This is a genomic window from Streptomyces sp. NPDC006235, from assembly GCF_040613735.1.
Taxonomy (GTDB): Bacteria; Actinomycetota; Actinomycetes; order Streptomycetales; family Streptomycetaceae; genus Streptomyces.
The window spans coordinates 38,258-63,093 of the sequence record NZ_JBEXSR010000049.1 but is presented as its reverse complement, the minus strand read 5'-3'; the positions used below and the strand labels follow the sequence as shown (position 1 = coordinate 63,093).

The window sequence follows — 24,836 nt, the reverse complement described above, 5'->3', positions numbered from 1 at the left end:
CGGCCGCGCTGCGGCTTGATACCGACCAGATGGGTCCACGCGGCCGGGATCCGCACCGAGCCGGCCCCGTCCGAGCCGAGCGCGGCGGGCACCAGCCACGGCGAGGTCCGTGATCGACAACTGTGATCAACCCCACTCGCGGCCTCAAATGCCCCCGGCCCGGAGGCGGTTGGGAAGTGTGAAGGAAGCGGACGAGGTGTGGACGGAACCGACTCGGGGGTTCGCTCTGCCACGATGGTCGGCGCCGTATCCGGCGAGGGGAGCCACCGCGCAGCGCAGCCGGTGCTTCTCGTTTCCCTCGTCCCCCTCCTGCTGAGTCCTCGGACTCGTCTTGCGAGTACCGCACTGTGTCTTCGTCGCCCTCCCCTGCCCTGCCCGTCTCGCGCTCGCCCTGGCGGTCGCTGCGGTACCGCAGCATGCGCTGGTGGTCCGCCGCGAACTTCGTGTCGAACGCCGGTACGTGGATGCAGCTCACGGTGCAGAACCTGCTGGTCCTGCAGATCACCGGGTCCGCCGCCGCGACGGGGCTGTCCATGTCCGTGCAGGCGGCCCCCGCCCTGCTGATGAGCGTCCTCGGCGGCGCGGCCGTCGACCGGTGGCCCCGCAAGCTGACGGCGGCCGTCAGCCAGGCGCTGCTCGGCGCGATCGCCTTCACGACGGCCGTGCTCGTGGCGCTGGACAAGCTCGACATGACCTCCCTGATGGTGCTGGCGGCCCTCACGGGTGTCGTGGCGACCGTCGACAACCCGGCGTGCGCGCTGCTGGGCAACGATCTCGTCCCGGCGGAGGACGTGCCCTCGGCCATCGGGGTCGGGGCGCTGGTGCACCAGTCCGGCAGGCTCGTGGGAGCGGCCATGGCCGGTGTGGCCGTGGGGTTCCTCGGTACGTCCGCGGCCTACTTCGCGAACGGCGTGTCGTTCCTGTTCGTGGCCTCGGTCATTCCGTTCCTGCGTCCGGCTCCCGGAGCGGTGCGGGACGTCGCCGCGGGCCCGAAGCGCACCGGCTCGGACATGTCCGTGCGCGAGGGGCTGGCCTTCTTCGCGCGCCGGCCGCGTCTGATGGCGCTCGCAGGGGTGACCGGGATCAGCGCCGTCTTCGGCCGCAACTACGGGCTCACCCTGGCCGTGCTCGTCACCGGGCCGCTCGCCGGTGGCGCCGGTTCGTTCGGCACCGTCTCGACCGTGCTCGCCGTCGGCGGCATCCTCGGTGCGCTCCTCGGCGCCCGGATGCGCCGGCCGTCCGTGCGGCTCGTGGGGGCGCTGGCGGCGGCCGGGGGGCTGCTCCAGGTGGTGGCGGGGCTGTCGCCGTCCCTCGCGGTGCTGATCGTCCTCGTGCTGCCGATGGCCGTGGTCGAGTCCGTCTCCGACACCGCCGGCACGGCCGTCCTCCAGACCGACCCGCCCGCCCATCTGCGGGGTCGTGTGCTCGGCGTGTGGGGCAGCATCGGCACGGTGTGGAGCCTGGGCGGCCCGCCCGCGCTCGGCCTCCTCATGGAACTGGCCGGCGCCCGTGGCGCCCTCGTCACCGGCGGCTTGCTCATCGCCGGCTCGATCGGCGCGGGCTACCTGCTGCGGCAGCGCCGCACCACCACGCCGGTGGTGATCCGGACGGAGGAGGGCGACGTCCACACGCAGCCGGCGCTCAGCACGGCGGCCTGACCGGGCCCCTCAGGAGCCGGAGGGCCGCAGGGCCGTCGTCGCCGCCTTCGCCGCCCGGCGGGTCAGCAGGGTCGTGGAGCGGCCGTCGAGGTAGGGCAGGACCACGGCCTGGCCGCCCCAGGTGCGCAGCGTCTCGGCCTCGGGCAGGTCCTGGACGGAGTAGTCGCCGCCCTTGACCCAGACGTCCGGGCGCAGCCGGGCCAGTACCGCCTCGGGCGTGTCCTCCTCGAAGACCACGACGGCGTCGACGCTGCCGAGCGCGGCGAGGACGCGGGCGCGGTCCGCCGCCGGGTTGAGCGGGCGGCCCGGGCCCTTGCGGCGGGTGACGGACGCGTCGGAGTTCAGGCACACGATGAGGCAGTCGCCGATGCGCCGGGCGCCCTCCAGCAGGCCGACGTGGCCCGCGTGTACCAGGTCGAAGCAGCCGCCGGTGGCGACCACCGTGCCGCCCCGGGCCCGGACGCTCTCCGCGAGGGCGAAGGCGTCGGTGGCGGCGTCGTCCGCGGGGCCGGGCGGCGGCTCGGTCCGCCACAGGTCGGGGTTGCCCGCGCCGCCGGCCGCGACGAACGCGGCGGCCTCGGCGACGGCCCGCTGCAGCGCCTCCTCGGGGAGCAGGCCGTCGGCGAGGGCCGCCGCCGTCGTCGCGGCGAAGCAGTCGCCCGCGCCGCACGGGTCCCCGGCGGCCCGGTAGGGCACGGGCACGAGCATCGGCGTACCGGAGCCGGGCCGGGCCAGCAGCACCCCGCGGTCACCGAGGGTGACGGCGACTCCCGCGGCGCGCCAGCGCTCCGCGAGCCGCGTCCCGCGCTCGGCGTACGCGCCCAGTGACGTCCCTCCGGAGCCCGGGTACAGGGCTCGTGCCTCCGCCGCGTTGGGGGTGACGAGCCGGGCTCCGGGCACGGGCGGGTCGCCCTGGGGGTGCGGATCCCACACCAGGGGGGTGCGGCGGGCGATCTCCTCCAGGTACGGCCGCAGGGCGCCGGCGGTGTGGCGTCCGTAGTCGGCGACCAGGATCGCGCGGGCGTTCGCCAGGGCCTCGCGGACCGCGCCGTCGGGTTCGCCGGGGGTGCCGCCGCCCCGGTCGATGCGGACGACGGGCCGGCCGCCCGCGAGGACGCGGGTCTTGACCGGCAGGGTGCCCTTGAGCGGGAGCTCCAGCAGCCGGACCCGGCCGCGCAGGTCACGCCGTACGGCCTCGCTGGCGTCGTCGTCGCCCAGCGCGGTCACCAGGACCACCTCCCGGCCGCCGCGCGCGGCGAGGGCGGCGGCCAGTCCGGCTCCTCCCGGGTGCCGCCGGTCGCCGGTGACGTCGACGACGGGGGCGGGGGCGTCCGGGGACAGCCGGGTGGAGACGCCTTCGATGTCCTCGTCGAGGAGGACGTCCCCGACGACCGCGAGCGGTTCCGGTCCGGTCATGAGGTGCTCCCGTGGGTGAGGACCGTGCGCCGGGCGAGCGGTGTGGACACGGCCGTGTCGAAGCACTCGCAGAGCAGGTGGACGGCGACGAGGTGGATCTCCTGGACGTTCGCGGTGCCGGCGGCGTCGACGCAGAGGGCTTCGTGCGCGGCTTCCGCGACAGGGTTCGGGCCGCGCCCGGTGAGCGCCCACACGCGCAGTCCGGCTTGCCGGGCGGTCACGGCCGCCGCGATGAGGTTGGCGCTGCGGCCGGAGGTGGACAGCAGCATCAGGATGTCGCCGGGGCGGCCGTGGGCCGTGACCTGGCGGGCGTAGACGTGGTCGAAGCCGTAGTCGTTGCCGATGGCGGTGACGCTGGAGGTCTCGGCGTGCAGGGCGAGGGCGGAGTAGGCGCGGCGTTCCTGGCGGTAGCGGCCGACCAGTTCGGCGGTGAGGTGCTGGGCCTGGGCGGCGCTGCCGCCGTTGCCCGCGGCGAGCAGTCGGCCGCCGCCGGTGAGGACGTCGGCGAGGCGGCTGCCCCAGTCCGCGATCTGTTCGAGGCCGTGCGAGCGGAACCGGCCCAGCGCCTCTTCCAGTGACCGGCAGTGCAGGCGGGCTGCATCGAGCGCGGGGTGTGCAGGGTGTTCGCTCATGCTGTTCGGGCGTGCCGCCGCCCGGTGGACGGCGGCGGACCCGCACCTCCTTCGGTCTTCGGGCGTCGGGCGTCGGCTGCGGCCTTCGGGGCGGGGACGGGTCGGGTCAGCCGGCGCCCGTCGCGGCGGGCTCGGCGTCGAGGACCTCGCAGTAGGCGGTCTCGGTGGCCGCGGCGACCTGGCCCCAGCCGTAGCGGCTCAGGACCCGGCGGCGGCCGGCCGCCCCGCACGCCTCGCGGGCCGCCGGGTCGGCGAGCAGGCCGGCGACGGCGCGGGCCAGGGCCTCCGGGTCGCGGGGCGGTACCAGCCGGCCGGTGCCCGGGTCGGCGACGGTGTCGAGTTGTCCGCCGACCGCGCTGGCCACGACGGGAACGCCGCAGGCCATGGCTTCGAGCGGGACGATGCCGAAGGGCTCGTAGTCGGCGGGGCACACCACGACGTCGGCGGAGCGCAGCAGCGGCGGCACGTCCTCGCTGGGCACGGCGCCGGTGAAGCGGACCCGGTCGGCGACGCCGGCGTCCCGGGCGATGCCGCGCAGCCGGCGCACCTCCGGGTCGTCGTCGAGCCGGTCCGCGGGCGGTCCGCCGACCACGACGAGCTCGGTGCCGGGCAGCCGGGCCAGCGCGGCGACGGCCACCGCCGCGCCCTTGCGCGGCACCAGCCGGCCCAGCTGGAGCAGGCGGTGCGGGTACGGTCCGCGCGGCGCGGCCGGGCCCTTGGGGGTGAACCGGTCGGGGTCGACGCCGCACGGCACGATGCCGATCTTGTGCGGGGGTATCCCCATGCGGGTCAGTTCGGCGGCCTCGTCCCGGCAGGTGGCGATGACACGGTCGCAGCCCAGCCCGATCTCGGTCTCGCCGGGGATCCGCTCGGGCGGGCTGGTGTCGGCGTGGCGCTGGTGCCGTCGCTTCACGGTGCCGAGGGCGTGGTACGTGTGCAGCAGGGGCAGCCCGTGCGCGCGGGTGGCCCGGAGTGCGGCCAGGCCCGACATCCAGTAGTGCGAGTGCACGAGGTCGGGGGTCCGGGTACGCCAGCAGCGTGCCAGGTAGCGGCCGAACTCGCCCATGTGCGGCAGGAGCTCGTCCTTGGGGAGCGGCTCGGCCGGCCCGGCGGGGACGTGGTGCACCTCGACGCCGTCGCGCAGCTCCACCCGGCAGGGCAGGTCGGGCGCGTCCCTGCGGGTGTAGACGGTGACGCGGTGGCCCCGGTCGGCGAGCGCTCCGGCGAGGCAGGCGACGTGGACGTTCTGGCCGCCGGCGTCGACCCCGCCGAGCGCGGCGAGGGGGCTCGCGTGTTCCGAGACGAGCGCGATCGCGAGGACGCCCGGGTCGAGGGGGTCGCCGCCGAGCGGCCCGGTGGGGAAGGGGCTGAGGGACGGGGTCATGAGCACACCTCCGTGATCAGGCGCTCCCAGTCGGCCAGGAAGCGCTTGAGCCCGTAGCGTTCGAGGGCCGCCTGCCGGGCGCGGGCTCCGTCCGCGGCCGCGGCCTCGGGTTCGTGGAGGTAGCGGCGGGCGGCGCGGGCCAGGACGTCGGGGCGGGTGGAGAGGGTGCCCGCGCCGGGCGGGACGGCCTCGACGGCGCCGGTGGTGGCGAGGGCCAGGACGGGCAGGCCGAGGTGCATCGCCTCCAGCAGGGACAGGCCGAGGGAGGTCCAGCGCACCGGGTGCAGGTACATGCGGCGTTCGGCCAGCGCCGTGTGCAGTTCGCTCTGGGGCAGGTCGGCGGTGCGGCACCGGTCGGGTGGCAGGCCGAGCCGGCCGGCCAGGCCCTCGGTGCCCATGCCGAACACGTCGAGCGGCACCGCCTCGGCCAGGGCGGGCAGCAGGTCGGTGCCGGTGTACCGGGCGCGTCGCACGGGCTCGTTGACGACGACGGCGGCGCGGGCGAGCCGGCCGGTGTAGCGGTGGCCCGGGTCGACGATGCCGTGCTCGACGACCTCCGTGCGCGTGCTCCCGCAGTCCCAGAACAGCCGGTTGAAGTGCGTGACGTGCACGATCGTCAGGTCGTCGCGGTCGGCGCACGGATGACGGGTGTCCGGTACGTCGCCGTCGGGCGCGTTGTGCTCCAGGTACAGAGCGGGCACGTCCCGGCCGGGTCGGCGTCCGCCGAGCCACCGCTCGGCCAGTTCGAGCTCGTGCGGCCGTTGCAGGACGACCAGGTCGACGGGCGTGTCGCGGAGTTCCTCAGGGGTGGCTTCGTGGACCGAGGCGGGCCAGGTGAAGGTGCGGGCCCGCCCGAGGCCGTCCGGGCCGCGGCCCGGGGTGACGGGGACGACGTAGGTGTGCGGGCCCTGGACGAACGCGGTCGTCCAGGAGCCGTGCACGTGCCACAGCAGGATGTTCATACGGCCGCTCCTCGCTCCGTCTGTTCTCCCTGGTCCGCCGGGTCGTCCGTGAGGGCCGCCACGGCGGCCAGCACCTCGGCGTCGCCGATGCCGTCCAGGCAGGGGTGTCCCGGCACGGGGCAGTGCCGGGCCCGGGTGTCCGCGCACGCGGCGCGCCGGTCGCCGAGCAGGACGTGCGGTACGCCGTAGGGGGCCCAGCGTTCGGCCGGGACGACCGGTGCGAAGAGGCTGACGACGGGCGTGCCGACGGCGGCGGCGAGATGGGCCGGGCCGGTGTTCCCGGCCACGACGACCCGCGCCCCGGCGAGGGCTCCGGCCAGGTGCGGCAGGTCGGTGGCGCCGCCGAGGTCCAGCGCGTGCCGTCCCGCGACGCGCGCGGTCAGCTCCCGCTCGGCGCGGCTCCCGGTGACGACGACCCGGTATCCCTCGGCGGACAGGGCGGCGACGGCCCGTGCCGCCCGGCCGGGGGTCCAGGCGCGGGCGGGGACGGCGGCGCCGGGGTGGACGACGACGTACGGCTCGGGCCCGGTGAGGTGGGTGGTGGGGGGCGGCGGTGTGACGCGCAGCCGGCCGTCGTCGCCGGGCGGCAGGGCGTAGCCGGCGGCGCGGGCCAGGTCGAGGGCGGCCAGGGCCTCGTGGCGGTGCGGCGCTCTGCGGTGCCGCAGGTCGAGCAGTGCGCCCGGGTAGTCCTCGCTGTCGGCGGCGGTCCAGCCGATTCCAGCGAGCCTCAGCAGCAGGGCGATCGGCAGGGGGCTCTGGTGGTACGACACGAGGACGAGCGCCCGGTCGAAACGGCCCGCCGTGAGCGTCTCCATCAACCGGCGGGTGGCCGTCCGCGTGACCGGCGGCGGCTCCAGCCCGACCCAGGGGGCGTCGTAGGTCAGCACGTCGTCCGCCCCGGGCAGCATCCGTCCCGCCGCGGCGCCCTGCGGCCCGCACAGCAGTGCCGTGTACGAGGATCCGGCCGCGACGGCCCGCACGGCGGGTCCGGCCAGGAGCACGTCTCCGGCGCTGTCGAGGCGGACGACGAGGGTCCGGGGCAGGCGGCTGCGGGAACGGACGGGGGTCATCGCGGCTCCCCCGTCGGCAGGGCGGGGTGACCGCGCGGTACCGCTGCCGGCGCGGCACGGTGGCGGCGCGGTTCACCGGCCGGCCCGGCCGGGCTGCTCCGCCACTCCTCCGTCGCCCTCCCGGGATCCGGCCGTGGCGGTCCCGCCTGCGCGGCGACCGGGGCCGGGTCGAGGGCGAGACGGACCGCGGCGAGCAGGTCGGCTGCCGTGGTGTCGGCCGCCGTGGTCTCCTCGGGGCGGGTGGCGGGCGTGGGGACCAGGATGCCGCGGGCCCCTGCGGCGCGCGCGGCCTCCACGTCGGCTCCGATGTCGCCGATGACGACGGCGCGTGCGGGCGGCACGCCGAGCCGGCGGCACGCGGCCAGGATCAGTCCGGGGGCGGGTTTGCGGCAGCCGCAGCCCTCCCCCTGCCCGTGCGGGCACACGGCCCAGACGGCGAACGGCCCGAGCAGCTCCTCCACGCGCAGGCGCACGTCATCGACCTGGCGAGGGGTCAGCAGCCCACGGGCCACGCCCGACTGGTTCGTCACGACGCCGACGGGAATCCCGGCGGCGCGCGCGGCGCCGACGGCCTCCCGCGCGCCGGGCATGAGCGCGACCCGCGCCGGGTCCCCGTTGTAGGGGACGTCGGCGACGAGCGTGCCGTCGCGGTCGAAGAGGACAGCCGCGGGGAACGGGCCGCCGGGCTCGTGCGGAGGCTGCCGTACGCCGGTGGGCCCGTTCGCCCCGGAGAGCAGCCATGGGCCGGTGGGGCGGGTCATGACCGCAGCCGTTCCCTGGCCACCGGGCGGGGCGCGGGCGCCGGTTCGCCGGTCCCGAGCGGGGTGAGCGGCCGGGCCGTGCGGTGTGCGAGTCGCCCGCGCAGCCAGTGCCAGGTCGCGGCCGGCGGGATGAGCGCGCTGGTCGCGGCCATGGTGAGCACCTCGTCGCGGGTGCGCGGCCCGGGCAGGATCCGGGCCAGGGCGAACTCGGCCGTGCCGGCCAGCCACGCGGCGCCGCAGGCCCCGGCCAGTCGGTGCCGGCCGAGCAGGGCGCAGCCGAGCGCCGTCACTCCCGCCCCGGTCAGGGCGAGGTGCAGGGGCAGCCGGCCGCGGGGTGCCTCCGCCCGGCGCCACCAGTGGCGGCCGTGCAGCCGGGTCATCAGCACGTCGTCGGCGTTGCCGGCCTGGAGACGGACGGAGGTCCAGCGCCCGGCCGGCCGCACGGGGTGGGTGGTGGTGCGCCGGCCCGTGGTGAGGGTCCAGCCGGCGTCGAGGACGCGCAGGGCGAGGTCGGCGTCCTCCCGGAAGGCTCGTCGGAAGCGCTCGTCGAATCCGCCGACGGCGGCCAGCGCGGCCCGGCGGTACGCCATGTCGGCGGTGATCCAGTGGGCGTCGGCGAGTCCGGCCGTGTTGCGTTCCCAGTCGGTGGGGCGGCGGTCGGCGGGCAGCGGCACCTCGATGCGGGCGGTGATCCCGGCGGTCCGCTCGGTCGCCGCGGACAGGTCGAGCGTCAGGTCGTCGCCCCAGGTGGGGCCGGGGACGACGTCGTCGTCGAGGAAGACGATCCAGGGCACTTCACCGGCCGCCCGCCAGCCGAGGTTGCGGGCGGCGGCGGGGCCGCGCGCCCCGCCGGGTACGACGATGGTGCGCGAGCGCAGGGACGGCGGGATGTCGGCGGTCAGGGGCGGGCGGGCCGGGCCGGGCCGGTCGTCGACGAGGACCACGCGGACCGGCCCCGGTCCGCTCGCCTCGGCCAGGGCGTGCAGGCACACGCGCAGACTGGGCCTGCCGAGGGTCGGGACGACGACGGCGTACTCGGCGTCCCGGGTGCGGGCGTCGGGCTCGGTCATCGCAGGCCTCCGGTGTCCTCGGAACGGAACAGGTCGCCGCGGCGGACGGCGTACGGGCCGATGGCCAGCAGGTCGACGGGCGAGGAGCCGAAGCACTCCAGGGCGTCGCGCGGGTCGTCGACCATGGGCCGGCCGGCCGTGTTGAGGCTGGTGTTGACGACGACGGGCAGCCCGGTGAGCCGCTCGAACTCGCCGAGCATGCGGGCCACGAGCGGTTCGCGGGCCGGGTCGACGGTCTGGATGCGGGCGGTGCCGTCGACGTGGACGACGGCCGGGATGCGGTCCCGCCACTCCCGCGCGACGTCGTGCACGAACAGCATGTACGGGCTGGGCAGCGGCCCGTCGAAGATCTCGGCGGCGCGGTCGGCGAGCACCATCGGGGCGACGGGCCGGAACTGCTCGCGGCCCTTGACGTCGTTGAGCCGTTCGAGGTTGCCCGCGTGCCCGGGGTGGGCGAGCAGGGAGCGGTGGCCGAGCGCCCGGGGGCCGTATTCGGAGCGGCCCTGGAACCAGGCGACGATCGCGTTGTCCGCCAGGGCGCGGGCGACGGTGGCGGCGATGTCCGGGGGCCGTTCGAAGGGCACGGCGGCCGTCTTCAGCCAGGCTCCGAGCTCGGCGTCGGACCAGTCCCGGCCGAGGTCGGCGCCGGTCATGGGTTCCGGTTCGTCGCCCTCGCCGGCGGACAGCAGCAGGGCGCCGCCCAGGGCGGTACCGGCGTCGCCGGCGGCGGGCTGCACCCACACCCGGGAGAAGGGGCCCTCGCGTGCGATACGGGAGTTGGCGACGCAGTTGAGGGCGACGCCTCCGGCGAGGGTGAGCACCCGGTCGTGGGTCCGGCCGTGCAGCCAGCGCACGAGGTCGAGCAGCGTCTCCTCCAGCACGGCCTGGGCGCTGGCGGCGACGTCGGCGTGGTCCTGCGTCCAGGGCTCGTCGGGCCCGCGCGGCGCGCACAGCTCCTGCCACGGCACGCCGGTGGCGTGGAAGCCGCCGTCGCCGGTCGGGTACACGTGGCGGCGCAGCTCTGTGAGCATGCGCGGGGTGCCGTGGGAGGCGAGGGCCATCACCTTGAACTCGTCGGAGGAGCGCAGGAAGCCGAGGTGTTCGGTGAGTTCCTCGTAGACGAGGCCGAGCGAGTGCGGCAGGTCCTGGGCGTGCAGCGCCTCCAGCCGGTCGCCGACGCGGCGGGCGGCCAGGTGGGAGGCGCGTTCGCCGCGACCGTCCAGGACCAGGACGGAGGAGTCGCCGACGTCCGGTGCGGCGAAGGCGCCGGAGGCGGCGTGGGCCATGTGGTGGGGCACGAAGCGGACGATGCCGGGGGCGAGGCCGGGCAGGGCCGTCCGCAGGAATCCGGGCGCCTCACGGGCGTAGATCAGCCGCAGGTGGTCCCAGGGGTCGTCCAGGCCCATGTCCTCGGCGGGCCGGGCGAGCGCCGGGTCGAAGGAGTAGGTGACCGCGTCGAGGTCCTGCGGGCGCAGCCCGGCCCGCTTCAGGCACCAGGCGGCGGCCTTCTCGGGCAGCTCCCAGGCGGAGAACGGCAGGGGGCGCTTTCCGTGCTTGCGCCGCGAGAACCGCTCCTCCTCCGCGGCGGCGACGGTCCGCCCGTCGATGACCAGGGCGGCGGCGGGGTCGTGGAAGAGGGCGTTGATTCCGAGGATGCGCATGGGGGTGGCGGCCTTTCGGCGGGTGGGTTGGGTCCGTCGTGGCACGGTGCCTGGAGGCGGGTCGGGTCAGTCGTCCGTTCCGTCCTCGCGGAACCAGGCGATTGTGCGCCGCAGCCCTTCCTCGGCGCGCACCTGCGGCTCCCAGCCGAGCTTGTCGCGGGCCAGCGTGATGTCCGGGCAGCGCACGGCCGGGTCGTCCACCGGGCGTTCGATGAAGCGGATCTCCGACGGGGAGTCGGCGAGTTCGACGACCAGCCGGGCCAGGTCGAACATGGTGATCTCGGTCGGGTTGCCGATGTTGACGGGGCCGCGCATGCCGTGGGCGGCCGCCGCGAGGATGCCGCGCACGGTGTCGTCGACGTAGCACAGGGACCGGGTCTGGCGGCCGTCGCCGGTCACGGTGAGGGGCTCGCCGGCCAGGGCCTGCCGCACGAAGGTCGGCACCGCGCGTCCGTCGTGGCCGCGCATCCGGGGGCCGTAGGTGTTGAACAGCCGCACGATGCAGGTGTCGGTGCCGTGGGTGTCGGCGTGGGCGGTGGTCAGCGCCTCGCCGAAGCGTTTGGCCTCGTCGTAGACGCTGCGCGGGCCGACCGGGTTGACGTTGCCCCAGTAGCGCTCGTCCTGGGGGTTCTGCTGCGGGTCGCCGTAGACCTCGGAGGTGGACGCGAGGACGAAACGGGCGCGGGAGGACCGTGCGAGGTCCAGGGCGTTGCGGGTGCCGAGGCTGCCCGTCTCCATGGTGTGCAGCGGCAGCCGCAGGTAGTCGGCGGGGGACGCCGGGGAGGCGAGGTGCAGGACCAGGTCGGGCGACCGCTTGATGCGCAGCCCCTCGGCGACGTTGGCCTGGACGAGCGTGAAGCCGGGCCGTTCGAGCAGCGGGGATATGTTCTCGGGCCGGCCGGTGCAGAAGTCGTCCACGCAGGTGACGGCCGCACCCGCGTCCAGCAGGGCGGCGCACAGGTGGGAACCGACGAATCCGGCGCCGCCCGTGACGACGGCGTGTTCCCAGCTCCGTGAGAGGGCGGTGGTCATCTCGGTCTCTCCTCCGTCAGCGGCGTCACGGCCCGGCACGACGGTGTACGCCTCGCGCCGCCGAAGGTGGCCGGAGGCCGTCGAGCCCACGCTCAGCGTCCGCCGCCGGTGCGACGGCGGCACGGCCGCGTACGGCAAACCGGTGAGTCACGGAGGGTGAGGGACTGGGGTTACCGGCTCTTCGCGCAGTTCGGGGCAGGACCGGAGAGAGGGGAGGTGGGTGCTCGTCCAGCCTGCGACGGGGCGTGCGGGACAGGGCCCAGACCGAGCGGAGAAACCCGGGTGCCGCCGCAGGCGCGGGGGCGGCCGGCGGTGTCAGGCGATCAGCGTGCGGCCCGGGTGCAGGCGGGCGAGGAGCTGGTCGTGGTGGAGGTCGGCCACGGGGGCGAGCAGGTCGGGGTGGCGCAGGAGTGCGGCGGCGCGCCGGTCGCTGTCGTCGGGTGCGACGAGGCGGCGGAACTCGGCCGGTGTGCCGGTGCTGTGGCTGCCCTCGGCGAGCGCGGCCACCGCCAGGGAGGCCAGCTCCGGGTCGGTGAGCAGACTGGCCGCCCAGCTCGCCACGACCTCGTCCACCCAGGTGCGCCAGGCGTGCGCGTCCACGTCGTCGCCCAGGGACGCGTCGGCTCCGGTGAGCCAGTCCAGCCGCGCGGAGCCGCCGGGGCCCGCCACACCGACCAGGGCGGCGTCCATCTCCGTCGGGTACCTGAGCCACGCCGCGACCGTGACGGCCTGGCGGGCCTGCATCTCGCACAGCGCGGAGGCGAGCGCGCCACCGGAGGCGGGGAAGGCGCGCGTCAGCCATTGGGCGGTCGCCGCTATGACAGGAGAGAGGTCTGCTTGCACTGCCGGGCCGTCCGAAAGGGTGGGAAGCGGGGATCTGCCCGTAGACGGTAGCCGCCGCCCCGCGCACCCGGACGTGATCGGGGCCTCGTCCAGGTTGTGGCCTCGGCCACATCGCAGCCGGGCTCGTGAGCAGGCACGTCGATCCCGTTTCGCCGGGAGGGGCCCGGGCACCCGCCCCGCATCACCTTCCGCAAGCCGGAAAGTCCGGAGAACCCTTGGTCCGGCCGCCTTCGGGTGGGGTGGGCCGGGGCCGGGAGCAGGACAGGAGCACTGCCATGACGGAACAGCGAACGGATCCGCCGGGCGCCCGGCGTGCTCCGGCCACCGACATGTCGCTGCTGGGCGTCTACCTCAACGACCATCTCGCCGGCGCCACCGCCGGGACGGCGCGGATACGCCATCTGGTGCGCTCGTGCCGGGGTACGGCGCTCGCCGACGCCCTGGCCCCGGTCGCCGCCGAGATCGCCGAGGACCGGGCGAGCCTGCTGCACATCATGCGGCGGCTCGACGTCCCGGTGCGGCGCTACAAGGTCTACGCGGGCCGGGCGGTCGAGCAGATAGGCCGGCTGAAGAGCAACGGAACCCTGGTACGGCGCTCCCCGCTGAGCACGCTGTGGGAGCTGGAGGCGATGGGGCTGGGGGTGGAGGGCAAGATGGCCGGCTGGCAGACGCTCCGCGATCTGGCGGCCACGGACGCGCGCCTCGACCCGCGGCACCTCGACGACCTCGTCGAACGGGCCCGGCGGCAGCGCACCACGCTGGAGGAACTGCGCCGCAAGCAGGTCCAGGTCGCCTTCCGCGAGACCTGACGCGCGGGTTCCGTCGTCGGCCGCTCCGTCGTCGGTCCCGGCTTACCAGAACCTGCTGCTGAGAGCCGGCTGATGCGACAGTTCCACCGCGTCCCGCAGCCGCAGCGCGACGCTGATGGTGGCGCGCAGAGCGGAGGGACGGACGGTCTGGGCGGTCTCCGTGGCCAGGACGAGCAGGCAGGACGCGGCCTGCTCCACGACCTGCACGGGGAGGATGAAGTCGTTGTCGGCTGCGGCGCGGAACGCCTTCAGGGGGATCGCGGCCCCGTCGATGGACCGGTGCGCGGCCTGCTCCAGATGCTGTGCGGCCTGTTCGCACACGGGGGCGGGCAGGGCGATGGTGCGCTGGAACGGTGAGCTCGTCATACCCCGACTGGTCCCCCGGCGGTGGCCGGTTCTGTCGGCGGGCGGCGTGATTTCACCGTCCCGCGTGACCGGGGCGTGGCGAATGTCCCGGAGAGGACGAGTGCCGTCTGCGGGTCCGTACGGCTGGTCGCGCAGTTCCCCGCGTCCCTTCGGGCGCGGTCGTAGTCTGGGTGCCGATCAAGCTCGATCCGAGGGAGGAACACGTATGACCGCCCCTGCGGATGTCGTGGCCCGGCTCACCGGGCGGGCGGTCATCGGGGAACGGCCGCTGTCCGGGGCGCTCGCCGAGGTCACGCTCGACGACGGGCGGGTGGTGATCGCCAAGGGCGCCGACGATCCGGGGGCGGCGCGGGCGGAGGCGGCCGGGCTGCGCTGGCTGGCCGGCGCCGGCACGGTGCGGATACCGGCCGTGCACGGCTACGACGGGACCTGGCTGGTCGTGGACCGGGTCAGGCAGGGGCGGCCGAGCCGGGAGGCGGCGGTGCGCTTCGGCCGTGACCTTGCCGCCCTGCACGCCGCCGGGGCGCCCGCGTTCGGCGCGCCGCCCCCGGACGGGCCGGCGGACGCGTACATCGGGCTCGCCCCGATGCGCAACGAGCCCGGCACTGACTGGCCGGGCTGGTACGCCGAGCATCGTGTGCTGCCGTATCTGCGGCGCGCGGTCGACCAGGGCACCGTCCGCCCCGGCGAGGCGACCGACGTGGAGCGTCTGTGCGAGCGGCTGCCGGAGCTGGCGGGTCCCGCCGAGCCGCCCGCTCGGCTGCACGGCGACCTGTGGAACGGCAACGTGCTGTGGACGGCCGACGGGCATGTCTCGCTGATCGACCCGGCCGCGCACGGCGGGCACCGCGAGACCGACCTGGCGATGCTGCGTCTGTTCGGCTGCCCGCACCTGGAGCGGGTGCTGGACGGCTACCAGGAGAAGGCGCCGCTCGCCGGCGGCTGGGCGGACCGCGTCGGCGTGCACCAGCTGTTCCCGCTGCTGGTGCACGCCGTGCTGTTCGGCCGGAGCTACGCGGAACAGGCCCTCGCCGTGGCCCGGAGCGCGTTGGCGGGGTGACCGGTCAGCGCGTGACGACGTGCCGTTCGTCCGGCACGCAGTGGGTCATGGTGAGGCCCTCGACGTCGCGCGGCGGGTTCTTGCCCAGGTTGGCCAGGCGTTCGCGGTCCTCGTCCGTGAGGTCCTGGCTCGCCAGCGGCTCCAGACCGGCCACGTCCTCGGGGCCGATGCCCAGGCCCTCACCGACCCGCAGGCCGAGGTCGTTCTCGACCAGCAGGAAGTGCCAGACCATGCGCTCCTGGACGGGGCGGTCGCACTGCGACAGCAGGTCCGTGAAGTTCTTCACCAGGTCGTCGCGCTCCCAGTCCTCCAGGAGCAGGTAGCGCTGGCCGGCCTGCATGTAGTCGTTGGTGCGGGGGATGCGCTTGCGGGTGAGCCGCCCCTCGATCACGGGTCCCTGCTCGTCGTGGGTCGGGTAGCGGGCCTCGCGCAGGCCGCCGGTGATCGACGGCTCGTAGTTGACCTGCGGGTTCTCTCCGCCGCCGTCCACGTGGTACGCCATCTGGCCGTCGCGCTGGTTGGTGCGCACGTCCGCGTTCTTGGCCTGGTTGACGGGCAGCTGGAGGTAGTTCGGGCCGACCCGGTAGCGCTGGGTGTCGCTGTAGGAGAAGGTCCGGCCGACGAGCATCTTGTCGTCGGAGAAGTCCAGGCCGTCGACGAGGACACCGGTGCCGAAGGAGATCTGCTCGTTCTCGGCGAAGAAGTCCTTCGGCATCCGGTCGAGCACCATCCGGCCGACCGGCTTCGGCGGGAAGTCCTGCTCGGGCCAGGTCTTGGTGTCGTCCAGCGGGTCGAAGTCGAGCTCGGGGTGGTCGTGGTCGTCCATCATCTGGACGAGCAGCTCCCACTCCGGGTAGTCGCCGCGCCCGACGGCCTCGTAGAGGTCCTTGGTGGCGTGGCCGAGGGAGTCGGCCTGGACGTTGGCGGCGTCCTCCTCGGTCATGCTGCGCACGCCCTGCTTGGGCATCCAGTGGTACTTGACCAGCTTGGTGTCGCCGTCGGCGTTGACCCACTTGTAGGTGTTGACGCCGAAGCCCTGCATGTGGCGGTAGTCCGCGGGGATGCCGCGCGGGCTGAACAGGTTGACCAGCATGTGCATGGACTCGGGCGTCTGCGACATGAAGTCGAAGATGCGGCGGGGCTGCTGCTCGAAGGTCACCGGGTCCGGCTTGAGGGCGTGGATGACGTCCGGGAACTTGATGGCGTCACGGATGAAGAAAACGCCGAGGTTGTTGCCGACCAGGTCCCAGTTGCCGTCCTCCGTGTAGAACTTCACCGCGAAACCACGCGGGTCGCGGGCGGCCTCGGAGGAGTCGCGTCCGCCGATGACCGTGGAGAAGCGGACGGCCACGTCCGTGCGTGTGCCGCGTTCCTGGAAGAGTTTGGCCCGGGTGTAGCGGCTGATCGGCTCGTCGCCCCAGGTGCCGTAGGCCTCGAAGTGGCCGTAGGCCGTGACACCGCGGGCGTGCACGACGCGCTCGGGGATGCGTTCCCGGTCGAAGTGGCTGATCTTCTCCAGGAACTGGTAGTTCTCCAGCGTGGCGGGCCCGCGGGCGCCGATGGTGCGCTGGTTCTGGTTGTCGTAGACCGGATGGCCCTGGCGGTTGGTGAGGACCTCGCGGTCGTCGCCCGGAGCGGGACCGGTGCCGGATACGTCCGTCATATGCGTGGGCTCCTTCGGCTCATGGCCGGCGGCCGACCGGGTCGGCGCCGCGAGCGGCCGCCCGGCCGGTCATGGCGGAACGCCCGGGTACCCGGAGGGGCGGGCTCAGTCACCTGCCGGTCCCGCGCACCACGGACCAGACTTCTTCGAGCAGGGCCGGGTGGTTCTCGCCGTACGTGACGACGGCTGCGAACACCGCGTCGAGGGCCGCCCGGAGCGGGTCGGGTCCGGCGGCGTCGGTCACCGCGGGGAGGGCCATGTGCGGCTGCGACATCCGCACGGACGGGTCCGGTGGGCCGAAGGTGACCGCCATGACGTACCGGCCGGAGCCGGAGGCCTGCGGTTTCGCCGCGTCGCAGGCGTCGGAGCCGGAGGCCTGTCGTATCGCCGCGGCGGACGAGCCGGAGCCGGAATCCTGGCATTCCGCCGAAGCGGACGAGCCGGAACCGGAAACCTGGCGTACCGCCGCGGCGGACGAGCCGGAGCCGGAGGCCTGTGTTTTCGCCACGGCGGCCGCCGGGCCCACCACGGCTTGTGTGGCCTCCAGGGTTTGCGGCACGGGGCTGCCCGGGGACGCGGGCGGCCGGAAGGGAGGCCGTTCGGGCGGGACGGCCCGGCCGACGGTCCGGTCCGGGACACCCGGGTCGGTGGCCAGGGTCTCCCACATGCGGACGTCGTCGTCGAACGGCGGCGGCAGCGGACGGCCTTCGGCCAGGGCCGTGAGCGCGTCGGCGACCCAGTCGAGGGCGGTGAGACCGGCCTCTTCACACGCCCGGCGGGCCGCGAACAGGGCCACCTCACGCTGGGTGGCGGGGCCGGACGCGTCGATGGCGTGGATCAGGGAGGGGTCGAACTCGAGCAGGCCGCGGACGTTGCCGCCGACGTCCCGCAGGGCCTGGCTCGGCTGCTGTCCGCCCCATTGCCAGCGTTCGAAGGCGAGCCGGCGTTCTCGTTCCTCCCGCTCCTGCGCGAGGCGGGCCCGGCGTTCGGCTTCGGCGCGTTCGGCGGGTGTGGGAGGTGGCGGCAGTTCGCGGGCGTAGCGGTGCCAGTAGGCGGCGACCTGCGAGGTCTGCTTCAGAACACGGTCCGGCTCGGGCGGGGCGGGCCAGAACTGCAGGAGGTAGCAGTCGAGTCGGGGCTCGCCGTCCATGCGGGTGTCCCGCTCGCTCGCCTGGTCCATGCCCCGGGCGCAGTACCGCACGCGGTAGTCGGTCTCCTCCAGATCGAGCTGCCAGGAGTCTCCCCCTCCCCATTCCACGAGCGCGCTGTCCTCCGACACCGGACGGAAGGACACTTCCACCACGTCCTCCCAGTCCGGATCCAGCGGCGGCGCCTGCTCGTGCACCTCGACCGTGAAGCCCACCGAGCCGGTGTGCAGTCCGGTGTTCAGCCACAGGGCGCCCGGTGTCGCAGCCCCGCACAGGCCCGCGCTCTGCCCGGCGAACGCCTCCTCGAGGCCGGGTCCGTAGCTGTCCGGGTCGGTCTCGACGTAGATCTGGCCGTAGTGCACATGAACCTCTCCCTCGACCGGCCTGCGCACGATCAGCTCCTCCTCGTCCGGGGATGGGATGGTGAGCTGTCGGCATCGTGGCATCCACCACTGACAATCAGAGCGCGATCACGGGAGAGCGGAAGCATGCGGCACGTCTACTGGATCGGGGGCGGGAGCGGCGCGGGCAAGTCCACGATCGCCCGCAGACTCGCCGATCGGCAGGGCTGGCGTCTCTACTCGACCGACGACGTGATGGGGGACCACGCCCGCCGGACCACGCCCGACGAGGCCCCGTTGCTGCACGAGTTCATGGCCATGGACATGGACGAACGCTGGGTGGACCGGTCTCCGCAGACCATGCTCAGCACGTTCCACTGGTTTCGCGGCGAGGGCTTCGGGCTGATCGTCGAGGACCTGCTGCGCATGCCGCGGGAGACGTGTGTCGTCGTCGAGGGATTCCGCCTGCTGCCGCACCTCGTACAGCCCCTGCTCACCGAGCCCGGACACGCGGTCTGGCTCCTGCCCACACCGCGGTTCCGGCAGGCCGCGTTCACGGGCCGGGCCACGAGGGGAGCGGGTTTCACGGAGAGGACCAGTGACCCGGAGCGGGCGAACCGCAACATCGCCGCACGGGACCACCTGTTCACGGAACGCCTCCGCGAGGAGACCGCACGCCTCCAACTGCCCGCCATCACGGTCGACCTCCCGATGTCGGAGGACGAACTCGCCGAACGGGTGGGCGCGATCTTCCGGCTCTGACCGCCTGCCACGCGAAGGGCCCGGACCCCGCCCGCCGGCGGTGTCCGGGCCGTGTGACCCCGGTGGGGCCTCAGCCGCCGTTGAGGCGTGCGCGCAAGAGGTTCTTGCCCAGTTCGGCACCCTTGCGGCTGTCCGCCTGGGCCTTGCGGAACAGATCCGCGACCTCGGTGTCCTTGGCACGCTCCGCGTCCTGGATGTAGCTCTCCAGGCGCAGGGCGTTGTTCAGGCACGCCTCGACGTACCAGATCAGGTTGTAGTCCTTGTCCTGCGTACCGGTCACGCCGCCGGTCTCCGTCTCGCTGGTCATTCGGACCTCCTTCTTGCGGAGCGGACCTCTTCAGGCGCCGGACGGGTACCCGTCCTCCGGTCGGACACACAGCCCTCCCTCATCACGTTGCGTGTCCGTTCGGTCACACCCTGGGCGAGCGGGCGGCCGACCCCGTGGTCAGACCCGTACGGACCACCAACTCCCCTCCCCCGTACGGCAATACCGACAGTTGCCACAGAAGCGAACAGACGCTGGTCAGTTTCAGAACGAAGTGCCGTTCCACCGTGCGAGACCGGTCGATGACGGTGTGTACTGTGCTGCGGGTGGCTCGTCAGAGCACCTCGGACTCCGCCCTGCCCGACTCCCCCTGGACTCGACTCGATGATCGAATTACCGGACCTGGTCGTCGGCGGTCTCGCCGTCGGCACGCTGTCCGCGTTCGCCCTCGGCGGCGGGTTGCTGCGCTCACGGCGGCAACTGGCCGCGCAGCGCGCGAAGACGGCCGCCCTGCGGGCGCAACTCGACGGGACCACACGGGCGTTCACAGCCGAGGTCGAGCACCTGGCGGCGCGGCGCGTGCCCGCCGCGGCCCGGCAGGCGGCTCATCCGCACGTCGCGGTGCCCGGCCCGCTCAGTCCGCAGCTCGCCGGTTCGCCCCTGGGTCTCGCGCTGGAGCAGGTGCTGAAGGGGCTGCACGCCGAACTCGCCGCGCAGCGCACCCGTATCGACGCCGCCGCGCAGGCCGGGATGCGCGGGGCCACACGGGAGATCCAGGCGGCGCTGTACCGGCTGCAGGACGCCCTGCGCGGTCTGCAACAGCGCTATGACGACCCCGAGTTGGCGCAGACCCTGTTCGCGCTGGACCACGAGAACGAGCAGTCGCTGCGGCGCGCGCAGATCGCCGCGGTGGTGTGCGGGGCCTGGGTGGGGCTGGCCCGGGAGGAGTCCCATCTCGTGGACGCGGTGACGGGCGGTCAGGCCCGGCTCGCGGGCTACCAGCGCGTCCGGATCCACAACCATCTGGAGGCCGGGACCGCCCTGGTGTCCCACGCCGTCGAACCGGTCGCCATCATCGTCGCCGAACTCCTCGACAACGCGCTGCGGCACTCCGCGCCCGACACCGACGTCGTGGTCAACCTGGAGGCCGTCCACCACGGTGTCTGCGTCACCGTCGACGACGCCGGGCTGGGCATGACGCAGGACGAACGGGCCCGCGCCCAGAGGATGGTGGCCGGTTCGGAGCCGATCCTGCTCACCGAGCTCGGCGACCCGCCGCGCATGGGACTCGCCGCCATCGGGCAGCTGACCCGGCAGTTCGATCTGAGCGTGGACCTGTCCTCCCCGTCCCCGTACGGCGGCGTGCGGGCGGTGCTGCGGGTCGACAGCCACCTGCTGACCCGCATCGACCCCGACGAACTGCCTCCGGCGGCCAGCGCCCCGCGCTCGACCCGCAGGGCGGAGCGGGACACGGCGGGCGGTTCCGCCGCCACGTACCCCGGTGTCGCGCCGTCCCCCGGTGTCGTGCCGAAGTCCCACAGTGACGAGCCGGGCGCAGCGGCCCCCGCATCCGGGAAGCCCGAACAGCCGTCCACCCCCACCCTCACCGCCGCCGACTCCACCCCGTCCGACGATCACGGCTACGGCACGGACCAGGAGGACCAGTCCGCCGCCCCGGCCCCGGGCCACCACGGCCCGCGTGACAACGGCGGACTCCCCCAGCGGCGTCGCCGCAGCCGGGCCACGCCGCCGGGCACCCCGGCCGCCGCGCCCGCACCGCAGCGCCGCCCGCGGCGTCCCGAGGAGTCCGCCGCCGCCCTCGGCGCCCTCCAGTCCGGCACGGCGGCCGCACGTTTCGCCGCCCGGCCGAACACCGGCGCCCCTCCAGCCGTACCTGAGGGTGCCCCGGCCGCGACCACGGCCGACGGGCCCGACGACACCGGCCGAGACCGGAACGACGACGACGAAGGGGGAACGGCTCGATGACCAGCCGCGCAACGGGGGACACGGCCTGGGTGCTCGAACCGGTTCTGGAGGTGCCGCACGTCGTGGCCGCCGTCCTGCTCACCCGGGACGGACTCGTGACCGGCTACACCGACGCGCTGTCGCGGCCGTCGGCCGAGCGGGTCGCCGCCATCACCAGTACCGTGCAGGGCGCCTGCCGAACCGCGGCGGCGGCGTTCGCCGACACCGACCGGGCCGACATCCGTCAGGTCGTGATCGAGTCGGACCACGGCTATGTGCTCATCGTGCCGACGGACCACGGCACCTGCGTGGCCGCGTACGGCGACCCCGAGGTGCGCCTGGACCTGCTCGCGCACCGGGTGCACTCCCAGGTCGCGCGGCTGGGCGAGAAAGCGATGGCCGCGGGGCCCCGAGGTGCCGACGGCGACACGCCGGCATGACGGGCCGCCGAGGCGGCCGTCCCCTGGTTCCCGCGTATCTGTCGACCGGTGGGGTGGCCCGGCCCAGCCGTGCCCATCTGGAGCGGCTGTCGGTCCTCACCGGCAGCGGCGAGCCGGCTCCCGCCGATCTGCCCGCCGCGCAGGCGGCCCTGCTGGAGGAGCTGGAGTACGGGTCGCTGACGGTGGTGGAGGCCGCGGCCCTGTTGCGGCTGCCCGTCTCCGCCGTGCTGGTGCTGGCCGCCGACCTCATCGACCGTGACCTGGCGCTGGCCCGCGCGCCGATCCCGCCCGCCCGGCGCTTCGACCCCGACCTGCTGAAGAGAGTGGCCGATGGCCTCCGCGACCTCAAGCACCGTTGACTCCCCCCGCGGCGGCGACGGCGTCCATCTCCCGGACACCGCACGCGACCTGGTGAAGATCCTGGTCACGGGGCCTTTCGGGGTGGGCAAGACCACCCTGATCGGCTCGGTCTCGGAGATCCGCCCGCTGCACACGGAGGAGCAGCTCAGCGAGGCGTCCGCGCAGGTCGACGATCTCGCCGGGGTCCGGGACAAGTCGACCACCACGGTCGCCATCGACTTCGGCCGGATCAGCCTGCCGGGCGGCATCGTGCTGTATCTGTTCGGCACGCCCGGCCAGGAACGGTTCCGGTCGTTGTGGGACGACATCGCCCACGGGGCGCTCGGCGCGCTCGTGCTGGTCGACGCCCGCCGGATCGACGCCTCCTTCGACGTGCTCGGGCTGGTGGAGGAGAGCGGGCTGCCGTACGCGGTCGCCTTCAACACCTTCCCGGACGCGCCCCCGCACCACACGCCCGAGCAGTTGCGCGCCGCCCTGGACCTGGAACCGACGACCCCGATGGTGACCTGCGACGCGCGGGAGGCGAACTCCTCGATCGACGCCCTGCTCGCCCTGGTCCAGCACCTGATCGACCGACCCGCGGAGTACCGGTGACCCACCCGTCCCCTGCCGAGCAGGCCTTCTCCCGCGCGGCGCCCGTCCGCCTGTGGGAGGACGGTTTCGCCCGCGACCCCCGCCCGTACTACGCCGCCCTGCGCGCCCAGGGCCCGGTCGGCTGGGCGGAACTCGCGCCCGGTGTGCCGGCGTACGTCGTCACGGACCGGCGGGCGGCGCTGGACCTGCTGCACGACACGGAGACGTTCTCGCACGATCCCCGGCCCTGGCAGGCGACCGTCCCCGACGACTCCCCCGTCCTCGGGATGATGCGGTGGCGGCCCAACACCCTGTTCGCCGACGGTGCCGCCCACCTCCGCTACCGCACCACGCTGATCGACGCCTTCGACCTGGTCGAGCCCCACGACCTGCGGGACCGGGTGCACCGGGCGGTGCACCTGCTGGTGAGCCGGATCGGGCCGCGGGGCGAGGCCGATCTGGTCGGCGAGTTCACCAGGCCGCTGATGGCGCTGGTGTTCAACAGCCTCTTCGGCCTGCCGGACACCGCCGGCGACCGGCTCGACGCCGCGCTCGGCAAGCTGATCGAGGGCGGCGCGCAGGCGGCGGAGGGCGAGGCGGAGTACGCCGGGTACGTGCTGGAGCTGATCGCGGCCAAGACCGAGCGGCGCGGCGACGACCTGCCGAGCTGGCTGCTGGACCACCCGGCGGGGCTGACCCCCGAGGAGGTCACCTGGCAGGTGTTCCTCACGCTCGGCGCGGGACACGAGCCGACGGCGAACCTGGTGTCCAACGCGCTGTCCAGGATCCTCGGCAACCCGGCCTACTACTCGACGCTCACGAGCGGCGCCCGCCCGGTGACGGACGCGGTGCTGGAGGTGCTGCACCACGAGACGCCGCTCGCCAACTACGGCATCCACTACGCCCGTACGCCCGTCACCTTCCACGGCGTGTGGATCCGGGCCGCGGTGCCGGTGGTGATCTCGTACGGGGCGCTGGCGCAGGCCACCGAGCAGGAGCGCGGCGCTCACCGGCACCCGGGCGACGCCTCCCACCTGTCCTGGTCGGCGGGCCCGCACGCCTGCCCGGTCAAGCAGCACACGCTGCTCATCGCCACCGAGGCGATCGAACGGCTCACCCAGTGGCTGCCCGACCTGGAACCCGTGCTGCCCCGCGAGCGTCTCACCTGGCGGCCCGGCCCGTTCCACCGCTCGCTGACGGCGCTGCCCGTCCGTTTCACTCCCCGCTCCCCCGATCAGCCAGGAGGACGAACGTGACCGTGACCGACCGCATCGCTCTCGACCCCTTCGGCGCGGACATCGCGGGCGAGTGCGCCCGGCTGCGCGCCCTCGGCCCGATCGTGCCGGTGGAGCTGCCCGGCGGGATCCCCGCCTGGGCGCCCACGCGCTACGACACGCTCAAGGAACTCATCCTCGACCCGCGGGTCAGCAAGGACCCGCGGCTGCACTGGCGGCTGTGGCCCGAGCTCGGCGAGCACCCGTCCTGGGGCTGGATCGTGAGCTGGATAGGCGTGGTCAACATGTTCACCGCCTACGGTGCGGACCACAGGCGGCTGCGCAAGCTGGTGGCGCCGAGCTTCACACACCGGCGCACCGAGGCGATGCGGCCCCGGGTGGAGGCCGTCACCGCGGAGCTGCTTGACGCGCTCGACGCGGCCGGCGCCGAGGTCGTGGACATCAAGGAGGGGATCGCCCGTCCCCTGCCGATGCGGATCATCTGCGAACTGTTCGGCGTCCCCGACGCCTTGCGCGAGGACACCAGCCGGATGATCGCGGCCATCATGGACACCACCGACCCGAGCCCCGAGCACGCGGCGTCCGTCCAGCGGCAGATCGGCACGGTGCTGCCCGCGCTGATCGCCCACAAGGCCGCGCACCCCGGCGACGACATGACCACCGAGCTGATCCGGGTCCGGGACGAGGACGGCGGCCGGCTCGGCGACGAGGAGCTGCTGTACACGCTGCTGTTGGTCATCGGCGCCGGATTCGAGACCACCGTCAATCTCATCGGCAACGCGGTGGTGGCCCTGCTGCGCCGCCCCGAGCAGCTGGCGGCCGTCCGGTCCGGGGAGATCGGCTGGGACGCCGTCGTCGACGAGACGCTGCGCGCGCACCCGTCGATCGCGTCGCTGCCGCTCCGGTTCGCCGTCACCGATCTCACCGTCGGCGAGGTGACGGTCCCGGCCGGTGACGCCATCATCACGACCTATGCCGCCGCGGGGCTCGACCCCGAGCACTACGGGCCGGACGCCGACGTCTTCGACGCCACGCGCACCGCCGACGACCATCTGGCGTTCGGGATCGGGGTGCACCGCTGTATCGGGGCGCCGCTGGCCCGTCTGGAGGCGCTGACCGCGCTGCCCGCGCTGTTCGACCGGTTCCCCGGCCTGAGCCTGGCCGCGGGTGACGAGGAGCTGCGGCAGGTGCCGTCGTTCATCGCCTTCGGGTGGCGGGAGATACCCGTGCGGCTGCGCGGCTGAGACAACCCGGAGGGCCGCTGCCTCGCAGAACGGCACGCGGGAGCGCGACCGGTCCCCCGTTCCGGTCGAGCCCCCGCGGTGCGTTGAACTTACGTCCCTGGCCGAGGCCTTGTGAA

Annotated in this window: 24 protein-coding genes and 1 pseudogene; 10 read left to right on the top strand and 15 right to left on the bottom strand. The window is 74.4% G+C overall.

Features of this window, described 5'->3' with window-relative positions:
* Positions 1 to 95: pseudogene (locus ABZ192_RS37455) on the bottom strand (amidase family protein); the annotation flags it as partial.
* A gap of 276 nt (positions 96 to 371) precedes the next feature.
* Between ABZ192_RS37455 and ABZ192_RS37450 the strand changes: the two are divergent.
* The gene (locus ABZ192_RS37450; RefSeq protein WP_356928929.1) at positions 372 to 1,658 is read left to right on the top strand and encodes an MFS transporter; all 1,287 of its coding nucleotides are present in this window, start codon (positions 372 to 374) and stop codon (positions 1,656 to 1,658) included.
* A 9-nt stretch (positions 1,659 to 1,667) separates the two neighbouring features.
* On the opposite strand, the gene rfaE2 is transcribed toward ABZ192_RS37450, so the two are convergent.
* The 10 genes from rfaE2 to ABZ192_RS37400 all read right to left on the bottom strand — a co-directional run bounded on the left by rfaE2 (position 1,668) and on the right by ABZ192_RS37400 (position 12,489).
* Positions 1,668 to 3,074 (bottom strand): D-glycero-beta-D-manno-heptose 1-phosphate adenylyltransferase, encoded by a 1,407-nt coding sequence (gene rfaE2, locus ABZ192_RS37445; RefSeq protein ID WP_356928926.1) that lies wholly within the window; start codon positions 3,072 to 3,074, stop codon positions 1,668 to 1,670.
* Positions 3,071 to 3,706 (bottom strand): SIS domain-containing protein, encoded by a 636-nt coding sequence (locus ABZ192_RS37440; protein WP_356928925.1) that lies wholly within the window; start codon positions 3,704 to 3,706, stop codon positions 3,071 to 3,073. The genes rfaE2 and ABZ192_RS37440 overlap by 4 nt, the downstream gene beginning before the upstream one ends.
* A gap of 106 nt (positions 3,707 to 3,812) precedes the next feature.
* On the bottom strand, positions 3,813 to 5,090 hold the full coding sequence (locus ABZ192_RS37435) for a glycosyltransferase (RefSeq protein WP_356928924.1): 1,278 nt from the start codon (positions 5,088 to 5,090) through the stop codon (positions 3,813 to 3,815).
* Positions 5,087 to 6,052 carry a glycosyltransferase gene (locus ABZ192_RS37430; protein ID WP_356928923.1) on the bottom strand — a complete coding sequence of 322 codons (966 nt, stop codon included), beginning with the start codon at positions 6,050 to 6,052 and terminating at the stop codon, positions 5,087 to 5,089. The genes ABZ192_RS37435 and ABZ192_RS37430 overlap by 4 nt, the downstream gene beginning before the upstream one ends.
* A complete protein-coding gene (locus tag ABZ192_RS37425; protein WP_356928922.1) occupies positions 6,049 to 7,122 on the bottom strand; it encodes a glycosyltransferase family 9 protein in 1,074 nt (357 codons plus the stop codon). Before ABZ192_RS37425 ends, ABZ192_RS37430 begins: the two co-directional genes overlap by 4 nt.
* On the bottom strand, positions 7,119 to 7,883 hold the full coding sequence (locus ABZ192_RS37420) for an HAD-IIIA family hydrolase (protein ID WP_356928921.1): 765 nt from the start codon (positions 7,881 to 7,883) through the stop codon (positions 7,119 to 7,121). Before ABZ192_RS37420 ends, ABZ192_RS37425 begins: the two co-directional genes overlap by 4 nt.
* Positions 7,880 to 8,953, bottom strand: coding sequence for a glycosyltransferase (locus ABZ192_RS37415; protein WP_356928920.1), 1,074 nt, complete (start codon positions 8,951 to 8,953; stop codon positions 7,880 to 7,882). Before ABZ192_RS37415 ends, ABZ192_RS37420 begins: the two co-directional genes overlap by 4 nt.
* Positions 8,950 to 10,614, bottom strand: a complete 1,665-nt coding sequence (locus ABZ192_RS37410) for a carbamoyltransferase C-terminal domain-containing protein (RefSeq protein ID WP_356928919.1) — start codon at positions 10,612 to 10,614, stop codon at positions 8,950 to 8,952. Before ABZ192_RS37410 ends, ABZ192_RS37415 begins: the two co-directional genes overlap by 4 nt.
* A 66-nt stretch (positions 10,615 to 10,680) precedes the next feature.
* Complete coding sequence (locus tag ABZ192_RS37405; RefSeq protein WP_356928918.1) at positions 10,681 to 11,646, bottom strand: NAD-dependent epimerase/dehydratase family protein; 966 nt, start codon at positions 11,644 to 11,646, stop codon at positions 10,681 to 10,683.
* A gap of 315 nt (positions 11,647 to 11,961) precedes the next feature.
* A complete protein-coding gene (locus tag ABZ192_RS37400) occupies positions 11,962 to 12,489 on the bottom strand; it encodes a hypothetical protein (RefSeq protein WP_356928917.1) in 528 nt (175 codons plus the stop codon).
* Between the two features lie 275 nt (positions 12,490 to 12,764).
* On the opposite strand from ABZ192_RS37400, the gene ABZ192_RS37395 reads away from it, so the two are divergent.
* The gene (locus ABZ192_RS37395) at positions 12,765 to 13,298 is read left to right on the top strand and encodes a hypothetical protein (RefSeq protein WP_356928916.1); all 534 of its coding nucleotides are present in this window, start codon (positions 12,765 to 12,767) and stop codon (positions 13,296 to 13,298) included.
* A 42-nt stretch (positions 13,299 to 13,340) separates the two neighbouring features.
* On the opposite strand, the gene ABZ192_RS37390 is transcribed toward ABZ192_RS37395, so the two are convergent.
* Positions 13,341 to 13,664, bottom strand: coding sequence for a hypothetical protein (locus ABZ192_RS37390; RefSeq protein WP_356928915.1), 324 nt, complete (start codon positions 13,662 to 13,664; stop codon positions 13,341 to 13,343).
* Positions 13,665 to 13,869: 205 nt separating this feature from the next.
* Here ABZ192_RS37390 and ABZ192_RS37385 point away from each other — a divergent pair, with 205 nt between their 5' ends.
* On the top strand, positions 13,870 to 14,724 hold the full coding sequence (locus ABZ192_RS37385; RefSeq protein ID WP_356928914.1) for a fructosamine kinase family protein: 855 nt from the start codon (positions 13,870 to 13,872) through the stop codon (positions 14,722 to 14,724).
* 4 nt (positions 14,725 to 14,728) lie between these two features.
* Here the strand turns inward: ABZ192_RS37385 and ABZ192_RS37380 are convergent, their stop codons facing one another.
* Both ABZ192_RS37380 and ABZ192_RS37375 read right to left on the bottom strand, forming a co-directional pair.
* Positions 14,729 to 16,387: a catalase gene (locus tag ABZ192_RS37380; protein ID WP_356928913.1), complete on the bottom strand. Its 1,659-nt coding sequence runs from the start codon at positions 16,385 to 16,387 to the stop codon at positions 14,729 to 14,731.
* Between the two features lie 109 nt (positions 16,388 to 16,496).
* Entirely contained in the window at positions 16,497 to 17,927 is a 1,431-nt protein-coding gene (locus tag ABZ192_RS37375) for a hypothetical protein (RefSeq protein ID WP_356928912.1), read from the bottom strand.
* A gap of 96 nt (positions 17,928 to 18,023) precedes the next feature.
* Between ABZ192_RS37375 and ABZ192_RS37370 the strand changes: the two genes are divergently transcribed.
* Entirely contained in the window at positions 18,024 to 18,638 is a 615-nt protein-coding gene (locus ABZ192_RS37370; protein ID WP_356928911.1) for a hypothetical protein, read from the top strand.
* 70 nt (positions 18,639 to 18,708) lie between these two features.
* Here the strand turns inward: ABZ192_RS37370 and ABZ192_RS37365 are convergent, their stop codons facing one another.
* Positions 18,709 to 18,945 carry a hypothetical protein gene (locus ABZ192_RS37365; protein ID WP_020276938.1) on the bottom strand — a complete coding sequence of 79 codons (237 nt, stop codon included), beginning with the start codon at positions 18,943 to 18,945 and terminating at the stop codon, positions 18,709 to 18,711.
* A gap of 342 nt (positions 18,946 to 19,287) precedes the next feature.
* Between ABZ192_RS37365 and ABZ192_RS37360 the strand changes: the two genes are divergently transcribed.
* Genes ABZ192_RS37360 through ABZ192_RS37335 form a run of 6 tightly spaced genes read left to right on the top strand, consistent with a single transcriptional unit; the run spans position 19,288 to position 24,720 of the window.
* Positions 19,288 to 20,889 (top strand): ATP-binding protein, encoded by a 1,602-nt coding sequence (locus tag ABZ192_RS37360; protein WP_356928910.1) that lies wholly within the window; start codon positions 19,288 to 19,290, stop codon positions 20,887 to 20,889.
* Complete coding sequence (locus tag ABZ192_RS37355; RefSeq protein WP_356928909.1) at positions 20,886 to 21,308, top strand: roadblock/LC7 domain-containing protein; 423 nt, start codon at positions 20,886 to 20,888, stop codon at positions 21,306 to 21,308. Before ABZ192_RS37360 ends, ABZ192_RS37355 begins: the two co-directional genes overlap by 4 nt.
* On the top strand, positions 21,305 to 21,667 hold the full coding sequence (locus ABZ192_RS37350; RefSeq protein ID WP_356928908.1) for a DUF742 domain-containing protein: 363 nt from the start codon (positions 21,305 to 21,307) through the stop codon (positions 21,665 to 21,667). Before ABZ192_RS37355 ends, ABZ192_RS37350 begins: the two co-directional genes overlap by 4 nt.
* Positions 21,639 to 22,262: an ATP/GTP-binding protein gene (locus tag ABZ192_RS37345; RefSeq protein ID WP_356928907.1), complete on the top strand. Its 624-nt coding sequence runs from the start codon at positions 21,639 to 21,641 to the stop codon at positions 22,260 to 22,262. The genes ABZ192_RS37350 and ABZ192_RS37345 overlap by 29 nt, the downstream gene beginning before the upstream one ends.
* Entirely contained in the window at positions 22,259 to 23,497 is a 1,239-nt protein-coding gene (locus ABZ192_RS37340) for a cytochrome P450 (protein ID WP_356928906.1), read from the top strand. The genes ABZ192_RS37345 and ABZ192_RS37340 overlap by 4 nt, the downstream gene beginning before the upstream one ends.
* Complete coding sequence (locus ABZ192_RS37335) at positions 23,494 to 24,720, top strand: cytochrome P450 (protein ID WP_356928905.1); 1,227 nt, start codon at positions 23,494 to 23,496, stop codon at positions 24,718 to 24,720. The genes ABZ192_RS37340 and ABZ192_RS37335 overlap by 4 nt, the downstream gene beginning before the upstream one ends.
* The last annotated feature ends 116 nt before the right edge of the window (positions 24,721 to 24,836 follow it).

What these genes read in the sequence shown, in the direction of transcription:
- ABZ192_RS37355 (WP_356928909.1), top strand. Translation starts at nt 20,886, where the DNA reads ATGACCAGCCGCGCAACGGGGGACACGGCCTGGGTGCTCGAACCGGTT.
- ABZ192_RS37410 (WP_356928919.1), bottom strand. Translation starts at nt 10,614, where the DNA reads ATGCGCATCCTCGGAATCAACGCCCTCTTCCACGACCCCGCCGCCGCC.
- ABZ192_RS37350 (WP_356928908.1), top strand. Translation starts at nt 21,305, where the DNA reads ATGACGGGCCGCCGAGGCGGCCGTCCCCTGGTTCCCGCGTATCTGTCG.
- ABZ192_RS37390 (WP_356928915.1), bottom strand. Translation starts at nt 13,664, where the DNA reads ATGACGAGCTCACCGTTCCAGCGCACCATCGCCCTGCCCGCCCCCGTG.
- ABZ192_RS37345 (WP_356928907.1), top strand. Translation starts at nt 21,639, where the DNA reads ATGGCCTCCGCGACCTCAAGCACCGTTGACTCCCCCCGCGGCGGCGAC.
- ABZ192_RS37365 (WP_020276938.1), bottom strand. Translation starts at nt 18,945, where the DNA reads ATGACCAGCGAGACGGAGACCGGCGGCGTGACCGGTACGCAGGACAAG.
- ABZ192_RS37380 (WP_356928913.1), bottom strand. Translation starts at nt 16,387, where the DNA reads ATGACGGACGTATCCGGCACCGGTCCCGCTCCGGGCGACGACCGCGAG.
- ABZ192_RS37360 (WP_356928910.1), top strand. Translation starts at nt 19,288, where the DNA reads ATGATCGAATTACCGGACCTGGTCGTCGGCGGTCTCGCCGTCGGCACG.
- ABZ192_RS37385 (WP_356928914.1), top strand. Translation starts at nt 13,870, where the DNA reads ATGACCGCCCCTGCGGATGTCGTGGCCCGGCTCACCGGGCGGGCGGTC.
- rfaE2 (WP_356928926.1), bottom strand. Translation starts at nt 3,074, where the DNA reads ATGACCGGACCGGAACCGCTCGCGGTCGTCGGGGACGTCCTCCTCGAC.
- ABZ192_RS37420 (WP_356928921.1), bottom strand. Translation starts at nt 7,883, where the DNA reads ATGACCCGCCCCACCGGCCCATGGCTGCTCTCCGGGGCGAACGGGCCC.
- ABZ192_RS37415 (WP_356928920.1), bottom strand. Translation starts at nt 8,953, where the DNA reads ATGACCGAGCCCGACGCCCGCACCCGGGACGCCGAGTACGCCGTCGTC.
- ABZ192_RS37395 (WP_356928916.1), top strand. Translation starts at nt 12,765, where the DNA reads ATGACGGAACAGCGAACGGATCCGCCGGGCGCCCGGCGTGCTCCGGCC.
- ABZ192_RS37435 (WP_356928924.1), bottom strand. Translation starts at nt 5,090, where the DNA reads ATGACCCCGTCCCTCAGCCCCTTCCCCACCGGGCCGCTCGGCGGCGAC.
- ABZ192_RS37405 (WP_356928918.1), bottom strand. Translation starts at nt 11,646, where the DNA reads ATGACCACCGCCCTCTCACGGAGCTGGGAACACGCCGTCGTCACGGGC.
- ABZ192_RS37440 (WP_356928925.1), bottom strand. Translation starts at nt 3,706, where the DNA reads ATGAGCGAACACCCTGCACACCCCGCGCTCGATGCAGCCCGCCTGCAC.
- ABZ192_RS37425 (WP_356928922.1), bottom strand. Translation starts at nt 7,122, where the DNA reads ATGACCCCCGTCCGTTCCCGCAGCCGCCTGCCCCGGACCCTCGTCGTC.
- ABZ192_RS37430 (WP_356928923.1), bottom strand. Translation starts at nt 6,052, where the DNA reads ATGAACATCCTGCTGTGGCACGTGCACGGCTCCTGGACGACCGCGTTC.
- ABZ192_RS37370 (WP_356928911.1), top strand. Translation starts at nt 18,024, where the DNA reads ATGCGGCACGTCTACTGGATCGGGGGCGGGAGCGGCGCGGGCAAGTCC.